The 23,088-nt window shown below is 69.6% G+C and carries 19 protein-coding genes; 15 read left to right on the top strand and 4 right to left on the bottom strand.

What is annotated here, in order from left to right:
- Positions 1-4 precede the first annotated feature (4 nt).
- The 5 genes from N5K27_RS04570 (at position 5) to N5K27_RS04550 (ending at position 3,312) form a co-directional block, all read left to right on the top strand.
- Complete coding sequence (locus tag N5K27_RS04570) at positions 5-1,012, top strand: inorganic phosphate transporter (protein WP_087840185.1); 1,008 nt, start codon at positions 5-7, stop codon at positions 1,010-1,012.
- Positions 1,013-1,175: 163 nt separating this feature from the next.
- Complete coding sequence (locus N5K27_RS04565) at positions 1,176-1,562, top strand: DoxX family protein (protein WP_243724351.1); 387 nt, start codon at positions 1,176-1,178, stop codon at positions 1,560-1,562.
- 36 nt (positions 1,563-1,598) lie between these two features.
- Positions 1,599-1,913: a Dabb family protein gene (locus N5K27_RS04560; RefSeq protein ID WP_279814941.1), complete on the top strand. Its 315-nt coding sequence runs from the start codon at positions 1,599-1,601 to the stop codon at positions 1,911-1,913.
- Positions 1,914-1,919: 6 nt separating this feature from the next.
- Positions 1,920-2,348: a PaaI family thioesterase gene (locus tag N5K27_RS04555; RefSeq protein ID WP_087840182.1), complete on the top strand. Its 429-nt coding sequence runs from the start codon at positions 1,920-1,922 to the stop codon at positions 2,346-2,348.
- Complete coding sequence (locus N5K27_RS04550) at positions 2,341-3,312, top strand: alpha/beta hydrolase (RefSeq protein ID WP_087840181.1); 972 nt, start codon at positions 2,341-2,343, stop codon at positions 3,310-3,312. The genes N5K27_RS04555 and N5K27_RS04550 overlap by 8 nt, the downstream gene beginning before the upstream one ends.
- Here the strand turns inward: N5K27_RS04550 and N5K27_RS04545 are convergent.
- Genes N5K27_RS04545 through N5K27_RS04535 form a run of 3 tightly spaced genes read right to left on the bottom strand, consistent with a single transcriptional unit; the run spans position 3,273 to position 5,492 of the window.
- Complete coding sequence (locus tag N5K27_RS04545) at positions 3,273-4,088, bottom strand: NRDE family protein (RefSeq protein WP_087840180.1); 816 nt, start codon at positions 4,086-4,088, stop codon at positions 3,273-3,275. The genes N5K27_RS04550 and N5K27_RS04545 overlap by 40 nt on opposite strands.
- Positions 4,089-4,092: 4 nt before the next feature.
- A complete protein-coding gene (locus N5K27_RS04540) occupies positions 4,093-4,401 on the bottom strand; it encodes a DUF4936 family protein (RefSeq protein WP_165962994.1) in 309 nt (102 codons plus the stop codon).
- A gap of 20 nt (positions 4,402-4,421) precedes the next feature.
- Entirely contained in the window at positions 4,422-5,492 is a 1,071-nt protein-coding gene (locus tag N5K27_RS04535; protein ID WP_279814938.1) for a folate-binding protein, read from the bottom strand.
- Here N5K27_RS04535 and mltG point away from each other — a divergent pair.
- From mltG to N5K27_RS04510, 5 genes are all read left to right on the top strand, one after another.
- Positions 5,491-6,555, top strand: coding sequence for an endolytic transglycosylase MltG (gene mltG, locus N5K27_RS04530; RefSeq protein ID WP_132978868.1), 1,065 nt, complete (start codon positions 5,491-5,493; stop codon positions 6,553-6,555). The genes N5K27_RS04535 and mltG overlap by 2 nt on opposite strands.
- The gene (gene tmk / locus N5K27_RS04525; protein WP_087840177.1) at positions 6,552-7,205 is read left to right on the top strand and encodes a dTMP kinase; all 654 of its coding nucleotides are present in this window, start codon (positions 6,552-6,554) and stop codon (positions 7,203-7,205) included. The genes mltG and tmk overlap by 4 nt, the downstream gene beginning before the upstream one ends.
- A complete protein-coding gene (gene holB, locus N5K27_RS04520) occupies positions 7,202-8,284 on the top strand; it encodes a DNA polymerase III subunit delta' (protein WP_279814935.1) in 1,083 nt (360 codons plus the stop codon). Before tmk ends, holB begins: the two co-directional genes overlap by 4 nt.
- A gap of 55 nt (positions 8,285-8,339) precedes the next feature.
- Positions 8,340-9,110, top strand: a complete 771-nt coding sequence (locus N5K27_RS04515; protein ID WP_279814933.1) for a TatD family hydrolase — start codon at positions 8,340-8,342, stop codon at positions 9,108-9,110.
- A gap of 95 nt (positions 9,111-9,205) precedes the next feature.
- Positions 9,206-9,892, top strand: a complete 687-nt coding sequence (locus N5K27_RS04510) for an ankyrin repeat domain-containing protein (protein ID WP_176400793.1) — start codon at positions 9,206-9,208, stop codon at positions 9,890-9,892.
- Here N5K27_RS04510 and N5K27_RS04505 read toward each other — a convergent pair.
- Positions 9,889-10,968, bottom strand: coding sequence for an ABC transporter ATP-binding protein (locus N5K27_RS04505; RefSeq protein ID WP_279814931.1), 1,080 nt, complete (start codon positions 10,966-10,968; stop codon positions 9,889-9,891). The two genes, N5K27_RS04510 and N5K27_RS04505, sit on opposite strands and share 4 nt — an antisense overlap.
- Positions 10,969-11,051: 83 nt before the next feature.
- On the opposite strand from N5K27_RS04505, the gene N5K27_RS04500 reads away from it, so the two are divergent.
- The 5 genes from N5K27_RS04500 (at position 11,052) to recD (ending at position 23,086) form a co-directional block, all read left to right on the top strand.
- Entirely contained in the window at positions 11,052-12,677 is a 1,626-nt protein-coding gene (locus N5K27_RS04500; RefSeq protein ID WP_279814930.1) for an iron ABC transporter permease, read from the top strand.
- 77 nt (positions 12,678-12,754) lie between these two features.
- Positions 12,755-13,780, top strand: coding sequence for an extracellular solute-binding protein (locus tag N5K27_RS04495; protein ID WP_132978919.1), 1,026 nt, complete (start codon positions 12,755-12,757; stop codon positions 13,778-13,780).
- 56 nt (positions 13,781-13,836) lie between these two features.
- Positions 13,837-17,319: an exodeoxyribonuclease V subunit gamma gene (recC, locus tag N5K27_RS04490; protein ID WP_279814927.1), complete on the top strand. Its 3,483-nt coding sequence runs from the start codon at positions 13,837-13,839 to the stop codon at positions 17,317-17,319.
- Positions 17,316-21,008 carry an exodeoxyribonuclease V subunit beta gene (gene recB, locus N5K27_RS04485; RefSeq protein WP_279814925.1) on the top strand — a complete coding sequence of 1,231 codons (3,693 nt, stop codon included), beginning with the start codon at positions 17,316-17,318 and terminating at the stop codon, positions 21,006-21,008. The genes recC and recB overlap by 4 nt, the downstream gene beginning before the upstream one ends.
- Positions 21,005-23,086, top strand: a complete 2,082-nt coding sequence (recD, locus tag N5K27_RS04480) for an exodeoxyribonuclease V subunit alpha (protein ID WP_279814924.1) — start codon at positions 21,005-21,007, stop codon at positions 23,084-23,086. The genes recB and recD overlap by 4 nt, the downstream gene beginning before the upstream one ends.
- Positions 23,087-23,088 lie beyond the last annotated feature (2 nt).

Here is a 23,088-nt window from a genome sequence, read left to right as displayed (position 1 = left end):
TTTCATGGATACGCTTCAGATCAGCTTCGCCACGCTTGCCTTCCTGGTCGTCCTGGCACTCATTTTCGATTTCATGAATGGGTTCCACGACGCCGCCAACTCCATCGCCACCGTGGTTTCCACGGGGGTGCTCAAGCCTCATCACGCGGTCGTTTTCGCCGCGTTTTTTAATTTCGTCGCGATTTTCGTCTTCCACCTGAAGGTGGCGGCCACCGTCGGCAAAGGCATCATCGACCCGAGCGTGGTGGACCACTACGTCGTCTTCGGGGCGCTGGTCGGCGCCATCGCCTGGAACGTGATCACCTGGTTCTTCGGCATTCCGTCCTCGTCGTCGCACGCGCTCATCGGCGGCATCGTGGGCGCGGGCCTGGCCAGCTCCGGCCCCAGCGTCCTGATGGTCCGGGAAATCCTCTACATCGTCGCCTTCATCGTGGTTTCCCCGGTGTTGGGCTTCGTGCTGGGCGGCTTCCTGATGCTGCTGGTGTCCTGGCTGTTCCGCCGGACGCGGCCGCTGCGGGTGGACGGCTGGTTTCGCCGCCTGCAACTGCTTTCGGCCGGGCTCTACAGCCTGGGACACGGCGGCAACGACGCGCAGAAGACCATCGGCATCATCTGGCTGCTGCTGATCGCGGCCAATGTCCCGGGGGCCAAGGATCACGTCCCGATCTGGGTGGTGGTCAGCTGCTACGTGGCGATCGCGCTGGGCACCATGTTTGGCGGCTGGCGCATCGTCAAGACCATGGGGCAGCGCATCACCAAGCTCAAGCCCGTGGGGGGCTTCTGCGCCGAGACCGGCGGCGCGATGACGCTGTTCCTGGCGGCCATCCTGGGTATTCCCGTCTCGACCACCCACACCATCACCGGCGCCATCGTCGGCGTCGGCTCCAGCCGCAAGTTCAACGCCGTGCGCTGGGGGCTGGCGGGCAACATCGTCTGGGCCTGGATCCTGACCATCCCGGCTTCCGCCCTCGTGGCCGCGGGCGCCTGGTGGGTGGGCAAGACCCTGTTCTGAGGCCGGGACGCCGCGTTACGACTTGTTTCCAGTATGATGGCGCGCCATGGCGGCCGGTAAAGGCCGCCTGGCGCCGCCGCGCGGAGAAGAAGGGAGCACCCGGGCGTCGGCATGATCCCTCTTTCCCGGAACCGCCACCATGACACCTGCACCGATACAATCCTTGCTTGAATCGCGCGCGCTGCTGCTGTTCGGCCGCATCGTCCTGACGTTCATGTTCTGGACCAGCGGCCTGGTCAAGCTGTTCGATTTCCAGGGCGGGGTCGCCGAGATGAGCCATTTCGGGCTCGAACCGGCCTGGCTGTTCAACGTGCTGACCATCATCGTCCAGCTGGGTGGATCGCTGTTGATCATTTTCAACCGCGCCGCGTGGCTGGGCGCCGGGGCCCTGGCGGTGTTCACGGTGCTGACCATTCCGGTGGCGCACCCGTTCTGGAAGTTCGAGGGCGAGGCCGCGTTCCATGAAATGATGGTCGTGCTCGAGCACATCACCGTGATCGGCGGCCTGATCGTCGTGGCCATCCTGGGCCAGCGCGTCGCGCGCAGGTAATTCCGTTCACGCCCCAGCAAGAGGACCGACCCCGCCATGATCCGCCATATCGTCATGTGGAAACTCAAGGACGAAGCCGAAGGCGCCGACCGCCAGACCAACATGCAGAAGGTCCGGCGGCTGCTCGAGAGCTGCCGCGATTGCGTCCCCGGCATCCTCGAATTCGAGGTAGGGCTGGCCGCCGACGGCCACGAGGTCACGCACGACGTCGTCCTGAACTCGCTGTTTGCCAGCCGCGAGGCGCTGGACGCCTACCAGGCGCATCCGCGCCACGTGGCGATCAAGCCGTTCATGGGGGCGGTGCGGGCCGAGCGGGCCTGCCTGGACTACGACCTGCCCGTGGCGAGGTAAGAGGGGATGTCCATCACGAATCCCGCCACCGTCACGGATGTGCCCATCCCGTTCCTGGCCTGGCTGGGCGCCAGGCTGGTCAAGGCCGAGGGTGGACAGTCCGAGGTCCGGCTCGATGTCCTGCCGCAGCATTGCAACAGCTGGCACGTCTGCCACGGCGGGGTGCTGATGACCATGCTCGATGCGGCCATGGCCACGGCGGCGCGGTCCCTGCATCCGGAGCTGCGTGGCAGCGCGACGGTGGACATGACCACCAGCTTCGTGCGTCCGGGCGAGGCCGGCAACCTGGTGGCCTACGGCAAGTGCTACCACCGCTCCAGCACCATGGCCTTCTGCGAGGCCGAGGTCAGGGACGAGGGGGGCGGGCTGGTGGCCCGGTCCAGCGGCACGTTCAAGTACATCAGGAAGCGCAGCGACCAGGGCGTCGATGGCTGAGCTGCGGCACCCGCGGCCCCTGGATCCCCAGGTGGCCGATCTCGTATCGCGGGTGCGGCGGGCCAATCGTCCGCCTTATTGGCAGTACACGCCGCAGCAGGCGCGCGCCGTCCACGAAAAAGCCAGCAAGGTGCTGGAAATCGCCGCGGCCGAGGTAGCCGCGGTGCGCGACCTGGACATTCCGGTGGGAGACGGGGCCACGATAGGCGCCCGCCTGTACACGGGCATGCTGTCCGCGGATCCCGCGCCGCTCGTGATTTTCTCGCATGGCGGCGGCTTCACCGTCGGCAGCGTGAACGACTACGACGCCATCTGCCGCATGCTGGCCAACGGCGCCCGCTGCAAGGTGTTGTCGCTGGACTACCGGCTGGCGCCCGAGCACCGCTTTCCCACCGCCGCCGACGACGTCTACGCCGCCTGGCGGTGGGCGTTCGAGCGGCATGACATGCTGGGCATCGACCCGGCGCGGGTGGCCGGCATGGGAGACAGCGCCGGCGGCACGCTCACGGCCCAGGCCGCGCTGCGAGCGCGGGACGACGGCCTGCCGCTGGCGGCGCAGGTGCTGCTGTACCCGGGTACCAGCGCGTGGCAGGACACGGCTTCGCACCGGGCGTACGCCACCGGCTACCTGCTGGACGAGCGCACGATACAGTGGTTCTTCAACCTGTACCTGCGAGACGACGCCGACCGGCTGGACTGGCGCTTCGCGGTACTGGACGCCCCGGAGTTCGTCGGGCTGGCGCCGGCCTTCCTGCAACTGGCCGAATGCGACCCGCTGGTGGACGAAGGGCTGGCCTACGGACGCAAACTGGAAGCGGCCAGGGTGCCGGTCCGGATCCAGGTGTACGAGGGGGCCATCCACAGTTTCTACAACATGGGCGGGGCCTTGCGCGTGGCGCGGCAGGCGCACCGCGATTCGGTGGACTACCTGCGCGCGGTGTTCGAGACCTCGAACGAGGCCTGACGCAGCGAAGCGGGAACCAGCAGCCGCGCCTGCTCGGCGTTGTCGAAGCTGCGTTCTGCCACTTCGACATGGCCGTCGCGGGTGGCCTGGATCACCGTCTGGGCCCGCGTGCCGTAGTCGGGCGTGATGATGAAGGCGGCCGACAGGGCCCGCTCGCGTTCCAGGCTGATGCCGGTGCTGGGCAATTGCGTGTCTTCCGCGATGGTCGTGTCGCTCAGCATCTGGAGGTAGGCCGGCGTGCGGGCCTCGGTGGCCTTGAGCGTGGCCAGCGCGGCGGTGGTGCGCACGACCTTGGGCCAGGGCGTGTCCAGTACCGCGTTCGACAAGCCGTACACGCCGGCCGCCAGCGCCTCGGGCGAGGTGGCGGAATGGCCGCGGCGATGCGACAGGTACCACAGCGACGGGCTCCGCCCGAACAATTCCCCCACCACCAGGTTGAATCCGTTGAAGGGCCCGGCACGCCGGGCCAGGTCGCGCAGATAACCCGCGGGGGTCGAGGTGCCAGCCAGGAAACCGGACACCAGTCCGCCGCGCGAGGGCGCGGCTGGATCGTTCCGGCCTCCCTCGCGGTAATTCGTGATGGCGGCGAAGCGCCCATGCCGCGTGATACCCATCCAGGTCCCGCCGGCCGCCAGGTCGCGTCCGGCCCAGATGTCGGGATGATCCTGCCACCAGTCGGCGGGCGCCGTGGGCCGGGCATAGAACTCGTCTCGGTTGGCCACCATCAGCAAAGTGGTCGGACCGCGCGGATCCCAGGCGAAGGCCATCAGGCACATGGCGTCAGTCTTCCCATCCCGCCGGATCGGCGGGCAGGTCGACGAAGACCTCGCTGCGGCGAGGGGCCAGCAGGAGGGCCGCCAGGCCGCTGGCCTGCACCGCTTCGGCCAGCGCGGCCTCGAGTCCGGGCACGTCGGCCACGTCTTCGTAGACCTCCATCCAGGTGACCACGCCGTCGTCGGCGGCGGGGCGCGCCAGGAGGGCCGCCCGGGCGCTCCGGGCGCGGCCGGCCTCGAGCACCCGGCGGGCGGGCGCCAGGGCCTCGGCGCGCCGGGCTTGCGGCAGTTTGTAGTAGACGTAGAGATTGTGCATGGCGGGTCCCGGCGCTGGGCTCATGCCGAGCGGGTATCGTCGGACAGGGCGTAGGGCAGCGCCCGCGGCTGGATGATCGGACCGGCGGGCGAGCCGGCGTGCAGGGGGGCCTGGCCTTGCGCGGCGGCCAGCGAGCTTTCGTACAAGATCGCGACCCCGCCGCCTTCGCGCGCCGCGTTGACGATGCGGCCGCAGGGTTGCTCGTCGCCTTCCTGGAAGACGTCGGCACCGGCCAGCGCCTGCGGATCCGGCTGCCCGCCGACGACATGGCCGGCGAACATGCGGCGCTTGAGCTTGCCGAGGTAGTGGCTGCGCGCGACCACTTCCTGGCCGGGATAGCAGCCCTTGGTGAAGCTGACCCCGCCGATCAGCTCCAGGTTGACCATCTGCGGCACGAACAGGTCCTGCGTCGGCGCCGTGATCCAGGGCAGGCCCGAAGCGATGTCGGCGGCGCGCCAGGCCTGGGCCAGGCCGGCCTGCGCCGGGGCCCCCAGCGCGGTGCCCAGCCGTTGCAGCGCGTCGTCCGTTCCTATCCACCACCAGCGCGGCGACGCGTCGGCGGCGGGAGCCGCGATCCAGGTGGCGTCGGGCAGGTCGGCGCGCGACCAGGGCGCGGCGGGCAGCAACCCGCCCGCGGCCGCCTGCAGGGCCGCCGCATCGGTCCCGCGCCAGACGCCGGCCACGCGCAGCGGCGTGGCGGCAAGCTTGACCTTGGCGCGCAGCACGAACATGGACAGGCGCTTCTGCAGCGCCTGGGCGATGCTGGCATCGACCAGCGCCAGCACGCGCGGGACCGGATCGGCGGGATCGGGCTGGGCGCGCCAGACGATGGCGCTGGCAAGCAGCCGGCCCTTGGCCGTGCAATAGCCGGCAAGCCGCGCGTCGGCGTCGCCAAGTTTCTTGACGTCTTGGGTCAGTTGTCCCTGCAGGAATTCGATCGTGTCTGCACCCCGGGCTTCGAGCACGGTCAAATGGTCCAGCGGCGCGATGTGCGCGAGGGCGGCATCCGGCCGCGCGCTCGCGGATAAAATCTCTTGGACGGACATCTTGAAACGGTCGATGAGGTCGATCGAAGTATTATAGGCGCCCATGCCCAAACGACATTTTTCCCTGAAACGCGCGCTGGCCATATCGTTCGCCGCGCTGTTGCTGGCATCGCTGGCCATCGTCGGCGCAGGCGTCGCGTGGCTGCGCATGCCGCTTTCCCTGCCCGCGGACAAGGTGGACTTCGTCATCGACGAAGGCACGACCATGCGGGGCATCGCCCGGCAGGTGCGCGAGGCCGGCATCGCCGTGCCGCCCGAGGTCCTGATCGCCTATGCGCGCGTGACGGGCACCGAACGCCGCATCAAGGCCGGCGGCTACGAAGTGGCGCGCGGCGATTCGCTGTGGACGCTGCTGAACCGGCTCGCGCGCGGCGACGTCACGCAGCGCGAGATCCGTTTCATCGAGGGCTGGAACTTCCGCCAGATACGCGCGGCCCTGCGCCGCCATCCCGACGTGCGCCAGACCCTGGACGGCCTCGACGACGCCACGGTCACGGCCAAGATCGGCGCCTCGACCAGCCATCCCGAAGGGCTGTTCTTTCCGGACACCTATCTGTTCGCCGTGGGCTCGAGCGACATCGACATCCTGCGCCGCGCCTATCGCGCGCAACAGCGGGAACTTGCCGAGATCTGGGCGCAACGCGATCCGGACCTGCCGCTGGGCTCGCCGTACGAAGTCCTGATCCTGGCCTCCATCATCGAAAAGGAAACCGGCATGGAGGCCGATCGCCGGCGCATCGCCGGCGTGTTCGTCAACCGGCTCAGGGTCGGCATGCCGCTGCAGACCGACCCGACTGTCATCTACGGCCTGGGCGAGGTCTTCGACGGCAACCTGCGCCGCCGCGACCTGCGCGCCGACACCCCGTGGAACACCTACACGCGCCGCGGGCTGCCGCCCACGCCCATCTCGAACCCGGGCCGGGCCTCGCTGCTGGCCGCGGTCCAGCCCGAGAAGCACAAGTACCTGTATTTCGTCTCCCGCGGCGACGGCACCAGCGCCTTCTCCGAGACCCTGGACAGCCACAACCGCTACGTCGCGCGCTACCAGCTCAGGGGGCAGGGGTTGCAGCCGCCGCCGTCCATGCAGACCGAGGCGGTGCAGCCATGAGCGCCGGCGCGAACGCGGCCGTGCGCCGCGGCCGTTTCATCACGCTCGAGGGCGTGGACGGCGCGGGCAAGAGCACGCACCTGGAATGGCTCGTGGCCCGGCTGCGCGAGGCCGGCCTGGATGTGGTGCAGACCCGCGAGCCCGGCGGCACGCCGCTGGCCGAGAAACTGCGCGAGCTGCTGCTGAACGAACCCATGCGGCTCGATACCGAGACCCTGCTGATGTTCGCGGGGCGCTGCGAGCACGTGCGCACCGTGATCGAGCCGGCGCTGGCGCGGGGCCAGTGGGTGGTCTGCGACCGCTTTACCGACGCCACCTACGCCTACCAGGGGGGCGGCCGCGGCCTGGCCGCCGAGCGCATCGCGTTGCTGGAGCAATGGGTGCACGGGGACTTGCAGCCGGACGTGACCTGGTTGTTCGACGTCCCGCTGGAAGTGTCCCGCGAACGGCTGGGGCGGGGCCGCACCCTGGACCGTTTCGAGCGCGAGGACGACGCCTTTTTCGAACGCACGCGCGCGGCCTATCATGCCCGGGCCAAGGCGGATCCGGCGCGTTTTCGCATCATCGATTCGACCCGGCCGATCGAGGCGGTCCGGGCGGAACTGGCCGCCCAGCTGCAGGCCTGCATCGCCGCGGCGGATGGCCCATGAGCCTGCCCCGGTTCTATCCCTGGCATGAAGAAACGGCCCGCGCCTGGCTGGGCGAAGAACAGCGGCGACGCTTTGCCCACGCCTGGCTCATCCACGGACTGGCGGGCATAGGCAAGGTCGAGTTCGCGCGCGCCGCCGCCGCCGGCCTGTTGTGCGAGTCGCCGCAGGACGGCATGGCCTGCGGGCAGTGCCCCGCCTGCACCTGGTATGCGTCGGGCAACCATCCCGACTTCCGCCGCGTCCGTCCCGAAGCCGTGGCGCTGGCCGAAGGCCAGGCCGAAGAGGGCGATGCCGAGGAAGAAGCCGTCGATGCCGACGGCAAGAAGGCCGGCAAGCGCGCCCCCTCGCGCGAGATCCGCATCGAGCAGATACGCGCCCTGGAATCCTGGGCCAATACCGGCACGCACCGGGGCGGCCTGCGGGTGGTGGTGCTGTATCCGGCTGAAACGCTCAACACCATTTCAGCCAACGGCCTCCTGAAGATCCTGGAGGAACCGCCCCCCCAGACCGTGTTCCTGCTCGTGTCCGACGCGCCCGACCGGCTGCTGCCCACCCTGGTGTCGCGCTGTCGCCGGCTGCCCCTGGGAACGCCGGCGCCCGAGCCCGCCCTGGCCTGGCTGCAAGAGCAGGGCGTCCAGGACGCGGCTGCGCAACTGGCCGCTGCCGGGGGGGCGCCGGTCGCGGCCTGGCGCCGTGCCGAAGCCGGCGTTCCGCCCAGGGCGCCATGGCTGGACACCTTCGTGACCGCGCTCGCGCAAGGCAAGCCGCCCGACCTGGGGCAGATCGTCGACGCGCTGGACAAGATTCCCGCCGCCGAGTGGATCGACGCCCTGCAACGCCTGGCCATCGACGTGGCCCTGGCCCAGGCCGGCATGGGCGCGCGCTATTTCCCCGACCTGGCCTCCCAGAGTGCGAAGATAGGCGAGCGCGCCGAGCGCGGCCGGGTGGCCGAGCTGTCGCGCTGGCTCACCCGCCAGCGCAGGATCGCCGACCATCCGCTCAATGCCCGGCTGTTCGCCCAGGATGTGCTGGCCCAGGCCAGCGCGGCCTGCCTGGGCCGCCGCCCCAAGCGGGCCTAGGTGCCCGCTCCCGCTGGTACTATGGATTCCGCAGCCTTACCGTCTTCCTTTCCCCATGTTCGTCGATTCGCATTGCCATCTGGATTTTCCCGAACTGGCCGCGCAACTGCCCGAGATCCTTGAGCGCATGCGCGGCAACCACGTCGCCCAGGCGCTGTGCGTCAGCGTGAACCTGCCCGACTGGCCTCGGCTGATGGAGCTGGTGCGGGGCCATGACAATCTTTGGGCCTCGGTGGGCGTGCACCCCGACTACGAGGACACCCCCGACCCCACGGTCGAGCAATTGGTCGAGCTGGCGGCGACTCCGAAGGTCGTCGCGATAGGAGAAACCGGGCTGGACTACTACCGGCTGACGGGTGACCTGACCTGGCAGCGCGACCGCTTCCGCAACCATATCCGTGCCGCCCGGCGGACCGGCAAACCCCTGATCATCCACACCCGCTCGGCGGCGGAAGATACGCTGCGCATCATGGAAGAAGAGGGGGCGGCGGAAGTCGGCGGCGTGATGCATTGCTTCACCGAATCCCAGGCAGTGGCGGACGCGGCCATCGCGATGAATTTCCACATCTCCTTTTCGGGCATCGTCACCTTCAAGAATGCGCGGGAACTGCAGGAAGTGGCCCGCAACATCCCGCTGGACCAGATCCTGATCGAAACCGATTCGCCATACCTGGCGCCCGTACCCCACCGGGGCAAGCTGAACGACCCGTCCAAGGTGATCCACGTCGCCGAGAAGATCGCCGACCTGCGGGGCATCACGGTCGAGGCGGTGGCGGAAGCGTCGACCAAGAATTTTTTCAATCTATTCAAAGATATACAGCGTTAAATTAAAGTTAGAAATAACTTTAATCTGGCTGTTCGATGTTGAAGAAAAAAGCTTTTCAATCAATGGCTTGGAAAGCAAATATAAGGAAACGCATTATGTTTGGCTCGTGGGCGCGGCGCGGATGGGGGTTCCTGTTGCTGTGGTGCTGGCTGACCGCGTTCTCGGCGGCGCAGGCAGGCGCGGAAGAGGATTTCTGGATCGCCATCCGCAACGACCGCGCGTCCACGGTCAAAACGCTGCTCGCGCGGGGCATGGATCCCAACATGCCGAATGCCGCCAGCAATACGCCGCTGCTCGAAGCCATCAAGGAAGAGGCCTGGGGCGTCTATGACGTCCTGCTGGCCGACAAGCGCATCGACGTGAATCGCCAGAACCGGCTGCGCGAGACGCCGCTGATGTACCTGGCCATCCGGGGCGAGGCCGCGCGGATGGAAAAACTGATCGAGCGCGGCGCCGAGGTCAACCAGGAGGGCTGGACGGCGCTGCACTACGCCGCATCCAAGGGCAACGACGACGCGGTGCGCGTGCTGCTGGAGCACTATGCCTACATCGACGCCGAATCGCCCGGGAAGATGACGCCCCTGATGATGGCCATGCGCTACGACCATACTTCGACGGTGAAGCTGCTGCTGGACGAAGGGGCGGATGGCTACGTCCGCAATGCCGAGGGCAAGAACGCCGTGGATGTCGGCCGGGACGCGGGCAACACGATACTGGCCAACAACCTGGTCGAACGCCTGAACCAGGACCGCCAGCGCCGGCAACAGCAGCAGCGCCGCTAAGCGGGAAAGGCGGGCAGGCTGCCCGTCCGCAGGCGGATGCCGATCTCGTCGCCCACGCGATGCCCGTCCTCGCGGGGCATCTGCGCCAGCACTTCGCTGCCCGAGGGCAGGCGCAAGGTGTACAGGTAGCCCGGGCCGCGAAAGACCTTGTGGACCAGCCGCGCCCGGATGGGGCTGTCGGCGTCGGCCAGCAGGTCGTCGGGCCGCAGCAGGACCCGGACATCGCCGTTCGTGGAAACAGGGCCGGGCGCATCGATATCGCCGAATTCAAGCCGGATGCTGCCGTTGCCTGTCGGCCGGCCCGGCACCAGCACGCCGGCGCCGATGAAGCCGGCCACGAACGCCGTGGCGGGGTGGTGATAAAGATCGTAGGCCTTGCCCCACTGCACGATCCGGCCTTGCTCCATCACGCCGATCTCGTCGGCCATCGCGAAAGCCTCGGCCTGGTCGTGCGTCACCAGAATCGCAGTCGCCTCGGCCTCCTTCAGGATGTCCCGTATTTCGCCGGCCAGTCGCTCGCGCAGGTCCACGTCCAGGCTGGAAAAGGGCTCGTCCAGCAGCAGCAGTTCGGGGCGTGGCGCCAGCGCGCGGGCCAGCGCCACGCGCTGCTGCTGGCCGCCGGACAGCTCGTGCGGATACTTGCCGCCCAGCGAGGCCATGCCGACCAGGGACAGGAGCCCTTTTACCCGCGCGGCGCGGGCCGCGGCCGGTTCGCGCCGCAGGCCGAAACCGACGTTGTCTTCCACCGACAGGTGAGGGAACAGCGCGTAGTCCTGGAACATGACACCCACCCGGCGTTTCTCGGGGGCCAGGCTGCGGCGCGGCGTGGCGACGACTTCGCCGTGCAGCGCGATGCTTCCGGCCAGCAGGGGTTCGAAACCGCTGATCGCGCGCAGCACCGTGCTCTTGCCGCAGCCCGATGGCCCCAGCAGGCAGCCGATGCGGCCTTCGTGCAGGGCCAGCGACAGGTCGTCGACGACGACGTGCATGCCGGTCGGCATGCGATAGCCCAGGCGGACGTGATCGAGCTGCAGGTGAGGGTGGGGCATGGGGGCGGACGGATTGCGCAAGCGCATGAATATAATTCGTATTCCTGCTTGCCGCCAACGCCAGGCGGACCTTCGCGCCCGCGTCGTCCGTCGATTTGTCCTGGTATCCGATGCACCGACGCACCGCGCTTTCCTGGCCGGCCGCCGCCGTGGCCGCCTTCATCGCCTTGCCCATCGTCAGCCTGCTGTGGTCGGTGTCGAACGCCGACGCCGGCGCCCGGGACATCCTTGCCCACCTGGCCGGCACGGTGCTGCCGGGCTATGTCGCCACCTCGCTGCTGCTGATGGCGGCCGTGGGCGCGGGCGCCGCCGTCGTGGGCGTCGCCACCGCCTGGGTCGTGGCGGCCCACGATTTCCCCGGGCGGCGCGTCTACGAATGGGCGCTGATCCTGCCGCTGGCCATGCCGACCTATGTCATGGCCTATGCCTTCACCGACTTCTTCCAGTTCTCGGGGCCGGTGCAGACCCTGCTGCGGGACCTGACCGGTCAGCCCCGGCTGCCATGGTTCCCGGCCATCCGGTCGTGGTACGGGGCGGCGCTGGTCTTCATCTTCGCGTTCTATCCCTACGTCTACCTGCTGACGCGCACGGCCTTCCTCGAGCGCAGCCCGCGCCTGTCCGAGGCCGCGCGCACGCTGGGCTGCGGCCCGGCGCGGGCTTTCTTCGCGGTGGTGCTGCCGTTGGCGCGGCCCGCGGCCGTGGCCGGCATCACGCTGGTGCTGATGGAGACGCTGGCCGACTACGGCGCGGTGTCGTACTTCGGCGTGCAGACCTTCACCACCGGCATCTACCGGGCCTGGCTGTCCATGGGGGACCGCATCGCCGCGGCCCAGCTGGCGTCGGCCCTGCTGGCCTTCGTGTTCGTGCTGGTCTGGCTGGAGCGCCGCAGCCGGACCCGCCTGCGCTTTCACGCGGGCGCCCAGCGCCACGAGCAGGCGCCGCGCCGGCTGTCGGGCCGCCGGGCGGTCTGGGCCAACCTGGTATGCCTCGTACCGCTGACCTTGGGATTCCTGCTGCCCGTGGCCATCATGCTGCGGTTCGCCGCCCAGGATTTCCACGTCATCGACTGGAACCGCTACGCCATGTGGCTGGGCAATACCCTGCGGCTGGCGGCCACGACCTCGGTGCTGGCCGTGGCGCTGGCGCTCGGGCTGGCCTACGCCGCCCGCCTGGCTCCCGGGCGGCTGGTGCGCGCCGCCAACAGCGTGGCGGGCATGGGCTACGCGGTGCCCGGCGCGGTGCTGGCGGTGGGCCTGTTGATCCTGGTGGGCGCGCTGGACGGCCGGCTGGAGGCGTGGGGATGGTCGTTCCAGGGCACGCTGACCGGCACGCTGACGCTGCTGGTCTATGCCTACCTGGTCCGCTTCCTGGCGGTGGCGCTGCAAACGACGGAGGCGGGGCTGGCCAAGATCACGCCGTCCCTGGATGCCAGCGCGCGCAGCCTGGGGGCGGGGACCTGGGAGCTGCTGGCGCGTGTGCACCAGCCGCTGTTGCGGCGCAGCCTGCTGACCGCCGCCTTGCTGGTGTTCGTGGACGTGATGAAGGAGCTGCCCGCGACCCTGGTGCTGCGACCGTTCAACTTCGACACCCTGGCCGTCATCACCGACCACCTGGCGGCGGACGAGCGGCTGGGGGAGGCCGCCGTCCCGGCCCTGACCATCGTGCTGGCCGGCCTGCTGCCGGTGATCGTGCTGGCCCGGGCCATTTCCCGGCGGGACAAGCTTACGAAAAGCTGAAAGATTTGACGAGAGAGATGGGAATGACAATAATTCCCATCTCGTTGCCAACTCGACCTTATCCCGAGGCCTCGTCCATGCTCAAGCTTTCCCTGCTGACCGCCGCGTTGCTGGCCGTCTCCGCCGGCGCCCACGCGCAGGAACTGAACATCTATTCCGCCCGCCATTATCAGACGGACGAGCTGCTCTACAAGGGATTCACCGACCAGACCGGCATCAAGATCAACCGCATCGAGGCCGGCGATGCCGCGCTGGTCGAGCGCCTGAAGAGCGAGGGCGCCAAGAGCCCGGCCGACGTGATCCTGATGGTCGACGCCGCGCGCTTGTGGCGCGCCGAGGCCGACGGCCTGTTCCAGCCGGTCAGCTCCAAGGTGCTGGCCGAGCGCATTCCCGCCAACCTGCAAGGCGGCGAACCGGGCAAGGACCCGCAATGGTTCGGTTTCTCCACGCGCGCCCGCGTCATCGTCTACAACAAGGCGACCGTCAACCCGGCGGACGTCGATACCTACGAAAAGCTGGCCGACCCCAAGAACAAGGGCAAGGTCTGCACGCGGTCCGGCTCTCACCCCTACATGCTGTCCCTGCTGGGCTCGCTGATCGAGCGCAACGGCGAGGCCGCGGCCGAGAAGTGGGCCCAGGGCATGGTGGCCAACATGGCGCGCAGCCCGCAGGGCGGCGACACCGACCAGATCAAGGGCGTGGCCTCGGGCGAATGCGGCGTCGCGCTGACCAACAACTACTACTACGTGCGCATGGCCCGGTCCGACAAGCCCGAGGACAAGGCCGCGATCGCCAAGATCGGCTTCCTGTGGCCCGACCAGGCGGGGCAGGGCGTGCACATGAACGTCGCCGGCGGCGCGGTGGCCCGCCATGCGCCGCACAAGGAAGCCGCGATCAAGTTCCTGGAGTACCTGGCCAGCGACAAGGCGCAGAACTATTTCGCCGCGGGCAACAACGAATGGCCGGCCGTGCGGTCGGTCAAGACCGACAACGCCGCGCTGGAAGCGCTGGGTCCGTTCAAGGCCGAGACGGTGTCGATCGGCGCGATCGGCCGCAACCAGGTCACGGCCCAAAAGATCCTGGACCGTACCGGATACCGTTGATCGTTCCTGCCGCTCTGTAGAATGGGGGGATCGCCCCCCATTCTCATTGTTCGCGCATGCCCGCTTCTTCGCCGCTCGCTCCCGGTTTCATGGTCGTCCACGGCAATCGGCTGGAGGAACTGCGCGGGCTGGCGGTGTCATGGATGAAGCGGTATCCGCTGGCGCCGCTCGAGAACGAAATCATCCTGGTGCAGAGCAACGGCATCGCGCAGTGGCTGAAGTTCGCCCTGGCGGCCGATCCGGACGAGGCGGGGGCGCAAGGCTGCGGGATCGCGGCGGCGGTGGAGGTGCAACTGCCGGCGCGCTTTCTCTGGCAGGCCTACCGCGCGGTGCTGGGCAAGGACCTGCTTCCCGAAACATCCTCGCTCGACCGCAACGGCTTGACCTGGCGTCTGCTGCGCCTGTTGCCGCAGGTGCTGGGCGACGAGGTGTTCCTGCCGCTGCGCCGCTTCCTGGCCGACGACGACAGCATGCGCAAGCGCCATCAACTGGCCGAGCGGCTGGCGGACCTGTTCGACCAGTACCAGGTGTACCGCGCCGATTGGCTGGACGACTGGGAGCATGGGCGCGACGTGCTGCGGACATCGCGGCGCGGCACCGTGCCGCTCGGCGCGGAGGACCGCTGGCAGGCCGCCTTGTGGCGCGCGGTGCTGGCCGACGTGGGCGACGATGGCGTGATCCAGAGCCGGGCGCGCGTGCACCGGCGCTTCCTGGCGCGGCTGGCCGAGGCCGATGCGCCGCCGCGGGACCTGCCGCGCCGGGTGATCGTATTCGGGATCTCGTCCATGCCGGCGCAGTCGCTGGAGGCGCTGGCGGCACTGTCCAAGTTCTGCCAGGTCCTCTTGTGCGTCCACAATCCCTGCCAGCATCACTGGACCGACATCGTCGCCGACCAGGACCTGCTGCGCCACCAGTACCGGCGGCACCAGCGCAAGCCCGGCATGCCCGCGGCGCCGGACGCGCAGGCCATGCACCGCTTCGGCAATCCGCTGCTGGCGGCCTGGGGCAAACAGGGCCGCGACTACATCCACCTGCTCGATACCTACGACATTCCCGAGCGCTACCAGGAGCATTTCGCTTCCATCAGCGACCGCCGCATCGACCTGTTCAGCGAACCGCCCGCCGAGCACCTGCTGGCCCAGGTCCAGGACGACATCCTCAATCTGCGCTCGCTCGAGGAAACGCGGGAACAATGGCCGCCGGTGGACGTCGAGACCGACGCCTCCATCCGTTTCCACATCGCCCACAGCCCGCAGCGCGAGGTCGAGATCCTGCACGACCAGCTCCTGGCCCGCTTCGATGCCGACCCCAGCCTGCGGCCGCGCGACGTCATCGTCATGGTGCCGGACATCGATGCCTACGCGCCGCACATCCGGGCGGTGTTCGGCCAGATCGATCCGCGCGACCGCCGCCACATTCCCTATACGCTGGCCGACCAGGGGCAGCGCGGCCGGGAGCCGCTGCTGATCGCGGTCGAGCACCTGCTGCGGCTGCCCGAGAGCCGTTTCGCGGTCAGCGAGATCCTGGACCTGCTGGACGTGCCGGCCGTGCGCCAGCGCTTCGGCCTGCGCGAAAGCGACCTGCCGCAGCTGCATCGCTGGATCGCCGGGGCGGGCGTGCGCTGGGGCGTGGACGCCGGCCAGCGCGCCAGCCTGGGCCTGCCCGGGGGCATGGAGCAGAACACCTGGCGCTTCGGCCTGCGCCGCATGCTGCTGGGCTACGCGGTGGGCGCCGCGCCGGCGTTCGAGGGCATCGAACCCTATGACGAAGTGGGCGGCCTGGACGCGGCGCTGGTCGGATCGCTGGACGCCTTGCTGGAGAGCCTGGAACGCATCCGCGCCGCCCTGGCGACGCCGGCCGCGCCCCAGGCCTGGGGATTCCGGCTGCGGACCCTGATGGCCGATCTTTTCACGCCGACGACCGAGCGCGAGGAAGCCGCGCTGGCCAGCCTGTCGCAGTTGCTGGACGACTGGCTGGAGGTGTGCGAGCGCGTCGGCCTGGAGGAAACGCTGCCGCTGGTGGTGGTGCGCGAGGCCTGGCTGGGCGACCTGGATCGCAGCCGCCTGAACCAGCGCTTCCTGGCAGGGTCGGTCAACTTCTGCACCCTGATGCCGATGCGGGCGATCCCGTTCCGCGTCGTCTGCCTGCTGGGCATGAACGACGGCGACTATCCCCGGGTCCAGACGCCGCCCGATTTCGACCTGATGCGCGCCGACTACCGGCCGGGCGACCGTTCGCGCCGCGAGGACGACCGCTATCTGCTGCTCGAGGCGCTGCTGTCGGCGCGCGACGCGCTGTACGTAAGCTGGGTCGGCCGCAGCGTACGCGACAACGCCGAGCGGCCGCCTTCCGTGCTGGTGGCGCAACTGCGCGACCATCTTGCAGCGGGCTGGGACAGCCAGGAGGGCGCGGACCTGCTGGACGGCCTGACCACGGTCCATCCGCTGCAGCCTTTCAGCCCGCGCTATTTCGCCTCGCGCTCGGGGCGGCTGTTCACCTATGCGCGGGAATGGGCGGTGATGCACGAGGCCCGGGCGTCCGGGACGCCCATGCCGCAGGCCCTGCCGCCGCCCCCGGCCGGCGCCGTCCTGGAACTGGCGCAGTTGCAGGCCTATGCCCGCGACCCGCTGCGGGCCTTCTTCAACCAGCGGCTGAAGATCCATTTCGACGATGCCGAAGAGGCGGCGGAGGACGAAGAACCCTTCGCGCTCGACGGCCTGACCCATTACCAGTTGAGCGAGCGCCTGTTGCTGGCCGGCTTGTCCGCGGACGACGCCGACGAGGCCCTGGACAGGCTGCACGCGACGGCCAGGATGTTGGCGCGCGGCGGCGAGCTGCCGCTGGCCGGATTCGGCGAACGTGTGGCGCAGGCGCTGATCGCGCCGCTGCCCGACGTGCTGGCGCGGCATCGGGATTGGCGCGCGCGCTGGCCGCTGGCATGCGAGGTGCCGGCCGCGGTGGAGTTCCGGCATGGCGAGATCTCGTTGCAGGGCTGGCTGGGCGGACTGCGGCGCAACGACGACGGCGGGCACCTCTGGCTCGAGGCCATTCCCGGCGAGCTGGGCGTGGCCGCGCGCCTGCCACGATGGCATCGGTTGATCCGGCCTTGGGTGGCGCATCTGGCCGGCAATGCGACGGGGCTGTCCCTGCACACCGTGCTGGTCGCCACCGACGGCGAATTCAGCCTGCCGCCCGTGGCCGAAAGCGAGGCGCGGGCCTGGCTGGGCGACCTGATCGACGCCTGGGACGCCGGCATGCGCCTTCCGCCGCCGGTGGCCGTGCGCACGGCGTTCGCGTGGCTGGCCGCGCTGCCGGACGAGGCGGCGGCATACGAGCAGGCGCGCAAGACCTACGAGGGCGGGCCCACCATGCCCGGCGAGGTCGACCGCAATCCCTATCTGATGCGCCAGTTCCCGGACTTCCAGGCCTTGTGGTCGGACGAGGAGTTCGGTTCCTGGGCCCGGACGCTGTATCTGCCGCTGTTCGAAACGGCCCGGCCGGCGCGTACCGAGAGGAAAACCGGGGGAGAGCGGGCATGAGCGCTTGGTCCCCGACACGCGACCTGGCACTGACCCTGCCGCTGCGTGGCAGCCGCCTGATCGAGGCCAGCGCCGGCACGGGCAAGACTTTCACCATTTCCGCGCTGTTCGTCCGACTCGTGCTGGGGCATGGTGGCGAGAGCGCCTTCGGCCGCGAGCTGCTGCCGCCCGAGATCCTGGTCGTGACCTTCACCGATGCCGCCACCCAGGAACTGCGTGACCGCATTCGCGCCCGGCTGGCGGAGTCCGCACGCTATTTCCGCGAGGAAACCGAGGCGCCGGATACCTTGATCGCTGCTTTGCGTGGCGACTACCCCGAGGCCGACTGGCCCGCCTGCGCCAGCAAGCTGGACGTGGCGGCGCAATGGATGGACGAGGCCGCGGTGTCCACCATCCACGGCTGGTGCCAGCGCATGCTGCGCGAACACGCCTTCGACAGCGGCAGCCTGTTCACGCAGACACTGGAAACCGACCATACCGACCTCCTGGCCGAGGTCGTGCGCGACTATTGGCGCGAACATTGCTATGCATTGCGGGACGAGACGCTGGACTGGGTGTCGACGAACTGGATCACCCCCGATGCCTTGCGGCGGCGGATTTCGCCTTTGCTGGCCCATGCATCGCCACGCGACATCCCCGGCACCTTGGCGGACATCTACGCCAGTGCCCGTGCCCGCCGCGCCGCGGCGCTTGCCCATCTGAAGGCTCCGTGGACCGCCTGGAGCGAGGAACTGCGCGCACTGTGCGATGCGGCCTGCGCCGCCAAGCGCGTCAACGCCCGCAAGTTCCAGGCACGCTGGTACGGCCCCTGGTTCGACCGCTTGTCCGCCTGGGCCTCCGATCCTGCGCTGGAAATCCTGGACCTGGGAACGGGATTCCAGCGCCTGACCCCGGCCGGCATGGCCGAGATCTGCGAGGCCGGCCATCGCATCGACCATCCCGCGCTGGATGCCATGGTCGACCTGCCGCGCCTGCTTGCCCGACTGCCATCCGCCGATGCCGACATGCTGGCGCACGCCGCGTATTGGGTGCGGATCCGCTTCGACGAGGAAAAGCGGCGCCGCGCCGAAATGGGCTTCGACGATATGCTGACCCGCCTGGATGCGGCGCTGCGCGGCGAGAACGGCGATCGGCTGGCCCAGGTCATCCGCGCCCAGTTCCCGGTGGCGCTGATCGACGAATTCCAGGATACCGATCCCATCCAGTACCGGATCTTCGACCGCGTCTACCGCGTCGCCGACGACTCCGACGATTGCGCGCTGCTGATGATCGGCGATCCCAAGCAGGCCATCTACGCCTTCCGCGGCGCCGACATCCATACCTATCTGCGCGCCCGCCGGGCGACCGCGGGCCGCCACTACACGCTGGGCACCAACTTCCGCTCCAGCGCCGGCATGGTCGCCGCGGTCAACGCCGTATTCGAGACTGCCGAGAACCGGCCGGACGGGCAGGGCGCCTTCCTGTTCCGGCGCGGCGGCGACGACCCGCTGCCCTTCGTGCCGGTAGCGGCGCAGGGCAGGGCGGAGTCCCTGGTCACGGACGGCGCGCCCGCCGCGCCGTTGACCTTCTGGCTGGCCGACCAGGACGCGCCCATCGCCGGCGGCGCCTACCGCGCGGCTATGGCCGCCACCTGCGCCACCGAGATCGTCCGCCTGCTGGCCGGCGGCCGGGCGGGGAACACGGGCTTCCTGCAAGACGGCGCGATCCGCGGCCTCGCGCCCGCCGACATCGCGGTGCTGGTGCGCGACATGGGCGAGGCCCATGCCATCCGTTCCGCGCTGGCCGAACGCGGCGTGCGCAGCGTCTACCTGTCGGACAAGGACTCGGTGTTCGACGGCCAGGAAGCCGCCGACCTGCTGCGCTGGCTGCATGCCTGCGCCGAACCCGACGACGACCGCAAGCTGCGCGCGGCGCTGGCCAGCGCGACGCTGGACCGGCCGCTGGCCGAGCTCGACCGGCTGAACCGCGACGAGCGCTTCTGGGAGTCCTGGGTGCTGCGTTTCCGTGGCTACCGCGACCTGTGGCGGCGCCAGGGCGTGCTGCCCATGCTGCGGCGCTTCATGGACGACTTCGGGCTGCCGGCGGCGCTGGCCCGGCGCGCGGACGGCGAACGCGCCCTGACCAACCTGCTGCACCTGGCCGAACTGCTGCAACAGGCGGCCGGCGAACTGGACGGCGAGCAGGCCCTGATCCGCCACCTGGCGGAGCACCTGGCGCAGGACGGCCAGGCCAACGAAGCCCAGATCCTGAGGCTGGAAAGCGATGCCCAGTTGCTCAAGGTCGTGACGGTCCACAAGTCCAAGGGGCTGGAATATCCGCTGGTCTTCCTGCCGTTCGCCTGCTCGTTCCGGCCCGCCGACCGTACCCGCCCGCCGCTGCGCTATCACGACGAATCCGGCCGACTGGTCGTCAGCATCGCGCCCGGCGAGGCCGAGGAGGCGCTGGCCGACCGCGAGCGGCTGGCCGAAGACCTGCGCCTGTTGTACGTGGCGCTGACGCGGGCGCGCCATGCCTGCTGGCTGGGCGTGGCCGACCTCAAGCGCGGCCGCGCCGCCGAATCGGGTTGGCCGCTGTGCGCGCTGGGCTATCTGGCCGGTGGCGGCGAACCGCTGGCGGGATCGGCCCGGCTGGAGTCCGTGCTGCGCGCCCTGGATCCTTCCGGGGCCTTGCTGCGCACCGTGCCGGCCCCACGGCCGGACACCGTCGTCCTGGACATGCAGGCCGACGGTCCCGCCGAACCCGTGTACCGCACGCCCGGACGCCAGCCCGGCGAACCGTGGTGGATCGCTTCCTACAGCGCCTTGCGCGTCGCCAGCCTGGCCGACGGCGACGAAGATGCGCGCGAGGCCCGCCTGCACGGCGACACCAGCCCCGAGACGCCCGAGGCGCAAAAGCTGTTCGACGACGACGTTCCCGATACGGACGAGACGCTGGCCGCGCCGGCAGGCACCGGCATGCATCGCTTTCCGCGCGGGCCGGGGCCGGGCACCTTCCTGCACGGCCTGTTCGAGTGGGCAGGGGAGGAGGGCTTCGGCGCCGCCGCGGCCGATCCGGACCGCCTGGCCGACGCCGTCGCGCGCCGCTGCAACCGCCGCGGCTGGGAAAGCTGGATCACGCCGCTGAGCCGCTGGCTGTCGGGCGTGCTGACCGAACGGCTGCCGCTGGGCGCGGGGCGGAGCTTCCGGTTCGCGGAGCTCGAGTCCTACCGGGTCGAAATGGAATTCTGGTTCGAAAGCCGCCACGTCGACGTCGCGCGCATCGATGCGCTGGTCCGGCGCCACGTCGTGCCGGGCGCGGCGCGGCCCGCGCTGGAGCCGGCCATGCTCAACGGCATGTTCAAGGGCTTCATGGACCTGACCTTCGAACACCAGGGGCGCTATTACGTGGCCGACTACAAGTCGAACTGGCTGGGCGCGACCGACGCGGCCTACACCACCGCCGCGATGGAAAGCGAGATCCTGGCCAAGCGCTACGACCTGCAGTACGTGCTGTACCTGCTGGCGCTGCACCGGCAGTTGACGGCGCGGCTGCCGGACTACGACTACGACCGCCACATGGGCGGCGCGCTGTACCTGTTCCTGCGCGGCACCCGGGCGCCGACACGCGGCGCGTACTTCGATCGCCCCCCGCGCGAACTGATCGAGCAACTCGACCGCCTGTTCGCCGGCGTTGCGGAGGCACAGACATGACCCGGGCTTCCTCGAACTACGAATTGCCGTTCGATGCGCCTGCGCCGCAGGCTTCGCCGGACCTGCGCGACCGCGAATCGCTGCTCGGGCTGCTCGATGCCTGGGTCGAGCGCGGCTGGTTGCGGCGGCTGGACCGCGCCTTCGTCGGCTTCCTGCTCGAGTGCCGTCCCGATACCCAGCCCCTGGTGGCGGTGGCCGCCGCGCTGGCCAGTCATCAATTGGGGCACGGTCACGTCTGCCTGGACCTGGCCCTGACGCTGGAGCGGCCCGACGAGGCGCTGTCCCTGCCGCCTGAGGGCGACATGGGGCCCTCGATGCGCCTGCCGTCCGACCTGCTTGCCGGCGTGGATGCCGCGACGTGGCTGGCCGCGCTGGCCGGCAGCCCGCTGGTGGCGGATGCCGCTAGGGCGGACTCGACCGACGAGGGGCGGCCGCTGGTGCTCGATGCCGGCCGCCTGTACCTGCGGCGCTACTGGGACTTCGAGCGACGCATCGCCCAGGCCCTGCGGGAGCGCCTAGCGCACCCGGTCGAGACACCGCCGAACCTCGCGCAATCGCTGGCGTTGCTGTTCGACGAAACCCAAGCCGCGGACAGCGGTCCCGACTGGCAGAAGCTGGCCTGCGCGCTGGCCGCCCGGGGCCGCATCGGCATCGTCACCGGTGGACCGGGAACCGGCAAGACCACCACGGTCGTGCGCCTGCTCGCGCTGCTGCAGATGGCGGCGGTAGAAGCGGGGCGGCCGCTGCGCATCCTGCTGTCCGCGCCCACCGGCAAGGCGGCGGCCCGCCTGTCGGCATCCATCGCCGAACAGGTCGGACGACTTCCCGTTTCCGACGCTGTCCGGGCGGCCATCCCGACCGAAGTCTCGACGCTGCACCGGCTGCTGGGCAGCCGGCCGGACACGCGCCATTTCCGCCACCATGCCGGTAATCCCTTGCTCATCGACATGCTGGTCGTGGACGAGGCGTCGATGATAGACGTCGAAATGATGGCGCACTTGATGGCCGCCTTGCCGCCTCACGCCAGGCTGGTCCTGCTGGGCGACAAGGACCAGCTCGCGTCGGTGGAGGCGGGCGCCGTGCTGGGCGATCTCTGCCGCGACGCCGATGCCGGCCACTACACGCCCGAGACCCTGGCCTGGCTCGAACAAGTCAGCGGCGAAAGCCTGGCCGGCACGGGGCTGTCGCCCGGCGATGCCGAACGCCATGCGATGGCGCAGCAGATCGTCATGCTGCGCCGCTCGCGCCGCTTCGGCGCCGGCAGCGGCATCGGGCAACTGGCCCGCGCGGTCAACGCCGGGCTGCCGCAGGAAGTACGAACCGTGCTGGAACGAGAATCCGCCGCGCCCGATCCCGACGTCTATGACACGCGCGGCATCCGGCCGGACGCGCTCGACCGGCTGCTGCTGGATGGCCATCCGGCCTCCGCGCGCGGCAAACCCTGTGGCTATGCGCACTACCTGGACGTCATGCAGCGCACCCGTCCGGCCGCGGATATCCCGGGCGACGATCCCGCCTGGGAAAGCTGGGCGGCCCGGGTGCTGGCGGCCTTCGACGCCTTCCGCCTGTTGTGCGCCGTCCGCAAGGGAGAGCAGGGGGTCGAAGGCCTCAACGCGCGCATCGCGAGGGCGTTATGCGCGCGCGGACTGATCGAACAGGAGCTGGGCTGGTACGAAGGTCGTCCCGTCCTCGTCACCCGCAACGACTACGCCCTGGGCCTGATGAACGGCGACATCGGCATCGCGCTGCGCGTGCCGCAAGGCGACGGGGAAGGCACCGCGCTGCGCGTGGCCTTCCCGCGCAGCGACGGCACCGACGGCGTGCGCTTCGCGTTGCCGAGCCGGCTCAACGCCGTGGAAACCGTCTACGCCATGACCGTCCACAAATCGCAAGGCTCGGAATTCGCGCACACCGCCTTGCTGCTGCCGGATCGGACCAGTCCCATCCTTACGCGGGAACTGGTCTATACCGGCGTGACGCGCGCGCGGACGTGGTTCACGATGGTGGAGACGGCGCCGGGGGTGCTGGAGGAAGCGGTGGCCCGGCGGGTGCGGCGCATCAGCGGATTGTCGGTCTGAGG

The organism is Pigmentiphaga sp. GD03639 (assembly GCF_029845405.1).
Classification (GTDB): Bacteria; Pseudomonadota; Gammaproteobacteria; order Burkholderiales; family Burkholderiaceae_B; genus Pigmentiphaga; species Pigmentiphaga daeguensis.
Note: the sequence above shows the minus strand (reverse complement) of the source record. Positions and strands in the feature narration are given on the sequence as shown.

What these genes read in the sequence shown, in the direction of transcription:
- mltG (WP_132978868.1), top strand. Translation starts at nt 5,491, where the DNA reads ATGCCCAAACGACATTTTTCCCTGAAACGCGCGCTGGCCATATCGTTC.
- N5K27_RS04560 (WP_279814941.1), top strand. Translation starts at nt 1,599, where the DNA reads ATGATCCGCCATATCGTCATGTGGAAACTCAAGGACGAAGCCGAAGGC.
- tmk (WP_087840177.1), top strand. Translation starts at nt 6,552, where the DNA reads ATGAGCGCCGGCGCGAACGCGGCCGTGCGCCGCGGCCGTTTCATCACG.
- N5K27_RS04515 (WP_279814933.1), top strand. Translation starts at nt 8,340, where the DNA reads ATGTTCGTCGATTCGCATTGCCATCTGGATTTTCCCGAACTGGCCGCG.
- N5K27_RS04535 (WP_279814938.1), bottom strand. Translation starts at nt 5,492, where the DNA reads ATGGGCGCCTATAATACTTCGATCGACCTCATCGACCGTTTCAAGATG.
- N5K27_RS04505 (WP_279814931.1), bottom strand. Translation starts at nt 10,968, where the DNA reads ATGCGCTTGCGCAATCCGTCCGCCCCCATGCCCCACCCTCACCTGCAG.
- N5K27_RS04550 (WP_087840181.1), top strand. Translation starts at nt 2,341, where the DNA reads ATGGCTGAGCTGCGGCACCCGCGGCCCCTGGATCCCCAGGTGGCCGAT.
- N5K27_RS04510 (WP_176400793.1), top strand. Translation starts at nt 9,206, where the DNA reads ATGTTTGGCTCGTGGGCGCGGCGCGGATGGGGGTTCCTGTTGCTGTGG.
- N5K27_RS04500 (WP_279814930.1), top strand. Translation starts at nt 11,052, where the DNA reads ATGCACCGACGCACCGCGCTTTCCTGGCCGGCCGCCGCCGTGGCCGCC.
- N5K27_RS04540 (WP_165962994.1), bottom strand. Translation starts at nt 4,401, where the DNA reads ATGCACAATCTCTACGTCTACTACAAACTGCCGCAAGCCCGGCGCGCC.
- recD (WP_279814924.1), top strand. Translation starts at nt 21,005, where the DNA reads ATGACCCGGGCTTCCTCGAACTACGAATTGCCGTTCGATGCGCCTGCG.
- N5K27_RS04545 (WP_087840180.1), bottom strand. Translation starts at nt 4,088, where the DNA reads ATGTGCCTGATGGCCTTCGCCTGGGATCCGCGCGGTCCGACCACTTTG.
- N5K27_RS04555 (WP_087840182.1), top strand. Translation starts at nt 1,920, where the DNA reads ATGTCCATCACGAATCCCGCCACCGTCACGGATGTGCCCATCCCGTTC.
- N5K27_RS04495 (WP_132978919.1), top strand. Translation starts at nt 12,755, where the DNA reads ATGCTCAAGCTTTCCCTGCTGACCGCCGCGTTGCTGGCCGTCTCCGCC.
- holB (WP_279814935.1), top strand. Translation starts at nt 7,202, where the DNA reads ATGAGCCTGCCCCGGTTCTATCCCTGGCATGAAGAAACGGCCCGCGCC.
- recC (WP_279814927.1), top strand. Translation starts at nt 13,837, where the DNA reads ATGCCCGCTTCTTCGCCGCTCGCTCCCGGTTTCATGGTCGTCCACGGC.
- recB (WP_279814925.1), top strand. Translation starts at nt 17,316, where the DNA reads ATGAGCGCTTGGTCCCCGACACGCGACCTGGCACTGACCCTGCCGCTG.
- N5K27_RS04570 (WP_087840185.1), top strand. Translation starts at nt 5, where the DNA reads ATGGATACGCTTCAGATCAGCTTCGCCACGCTTGCCTTCCTGGTCGTC.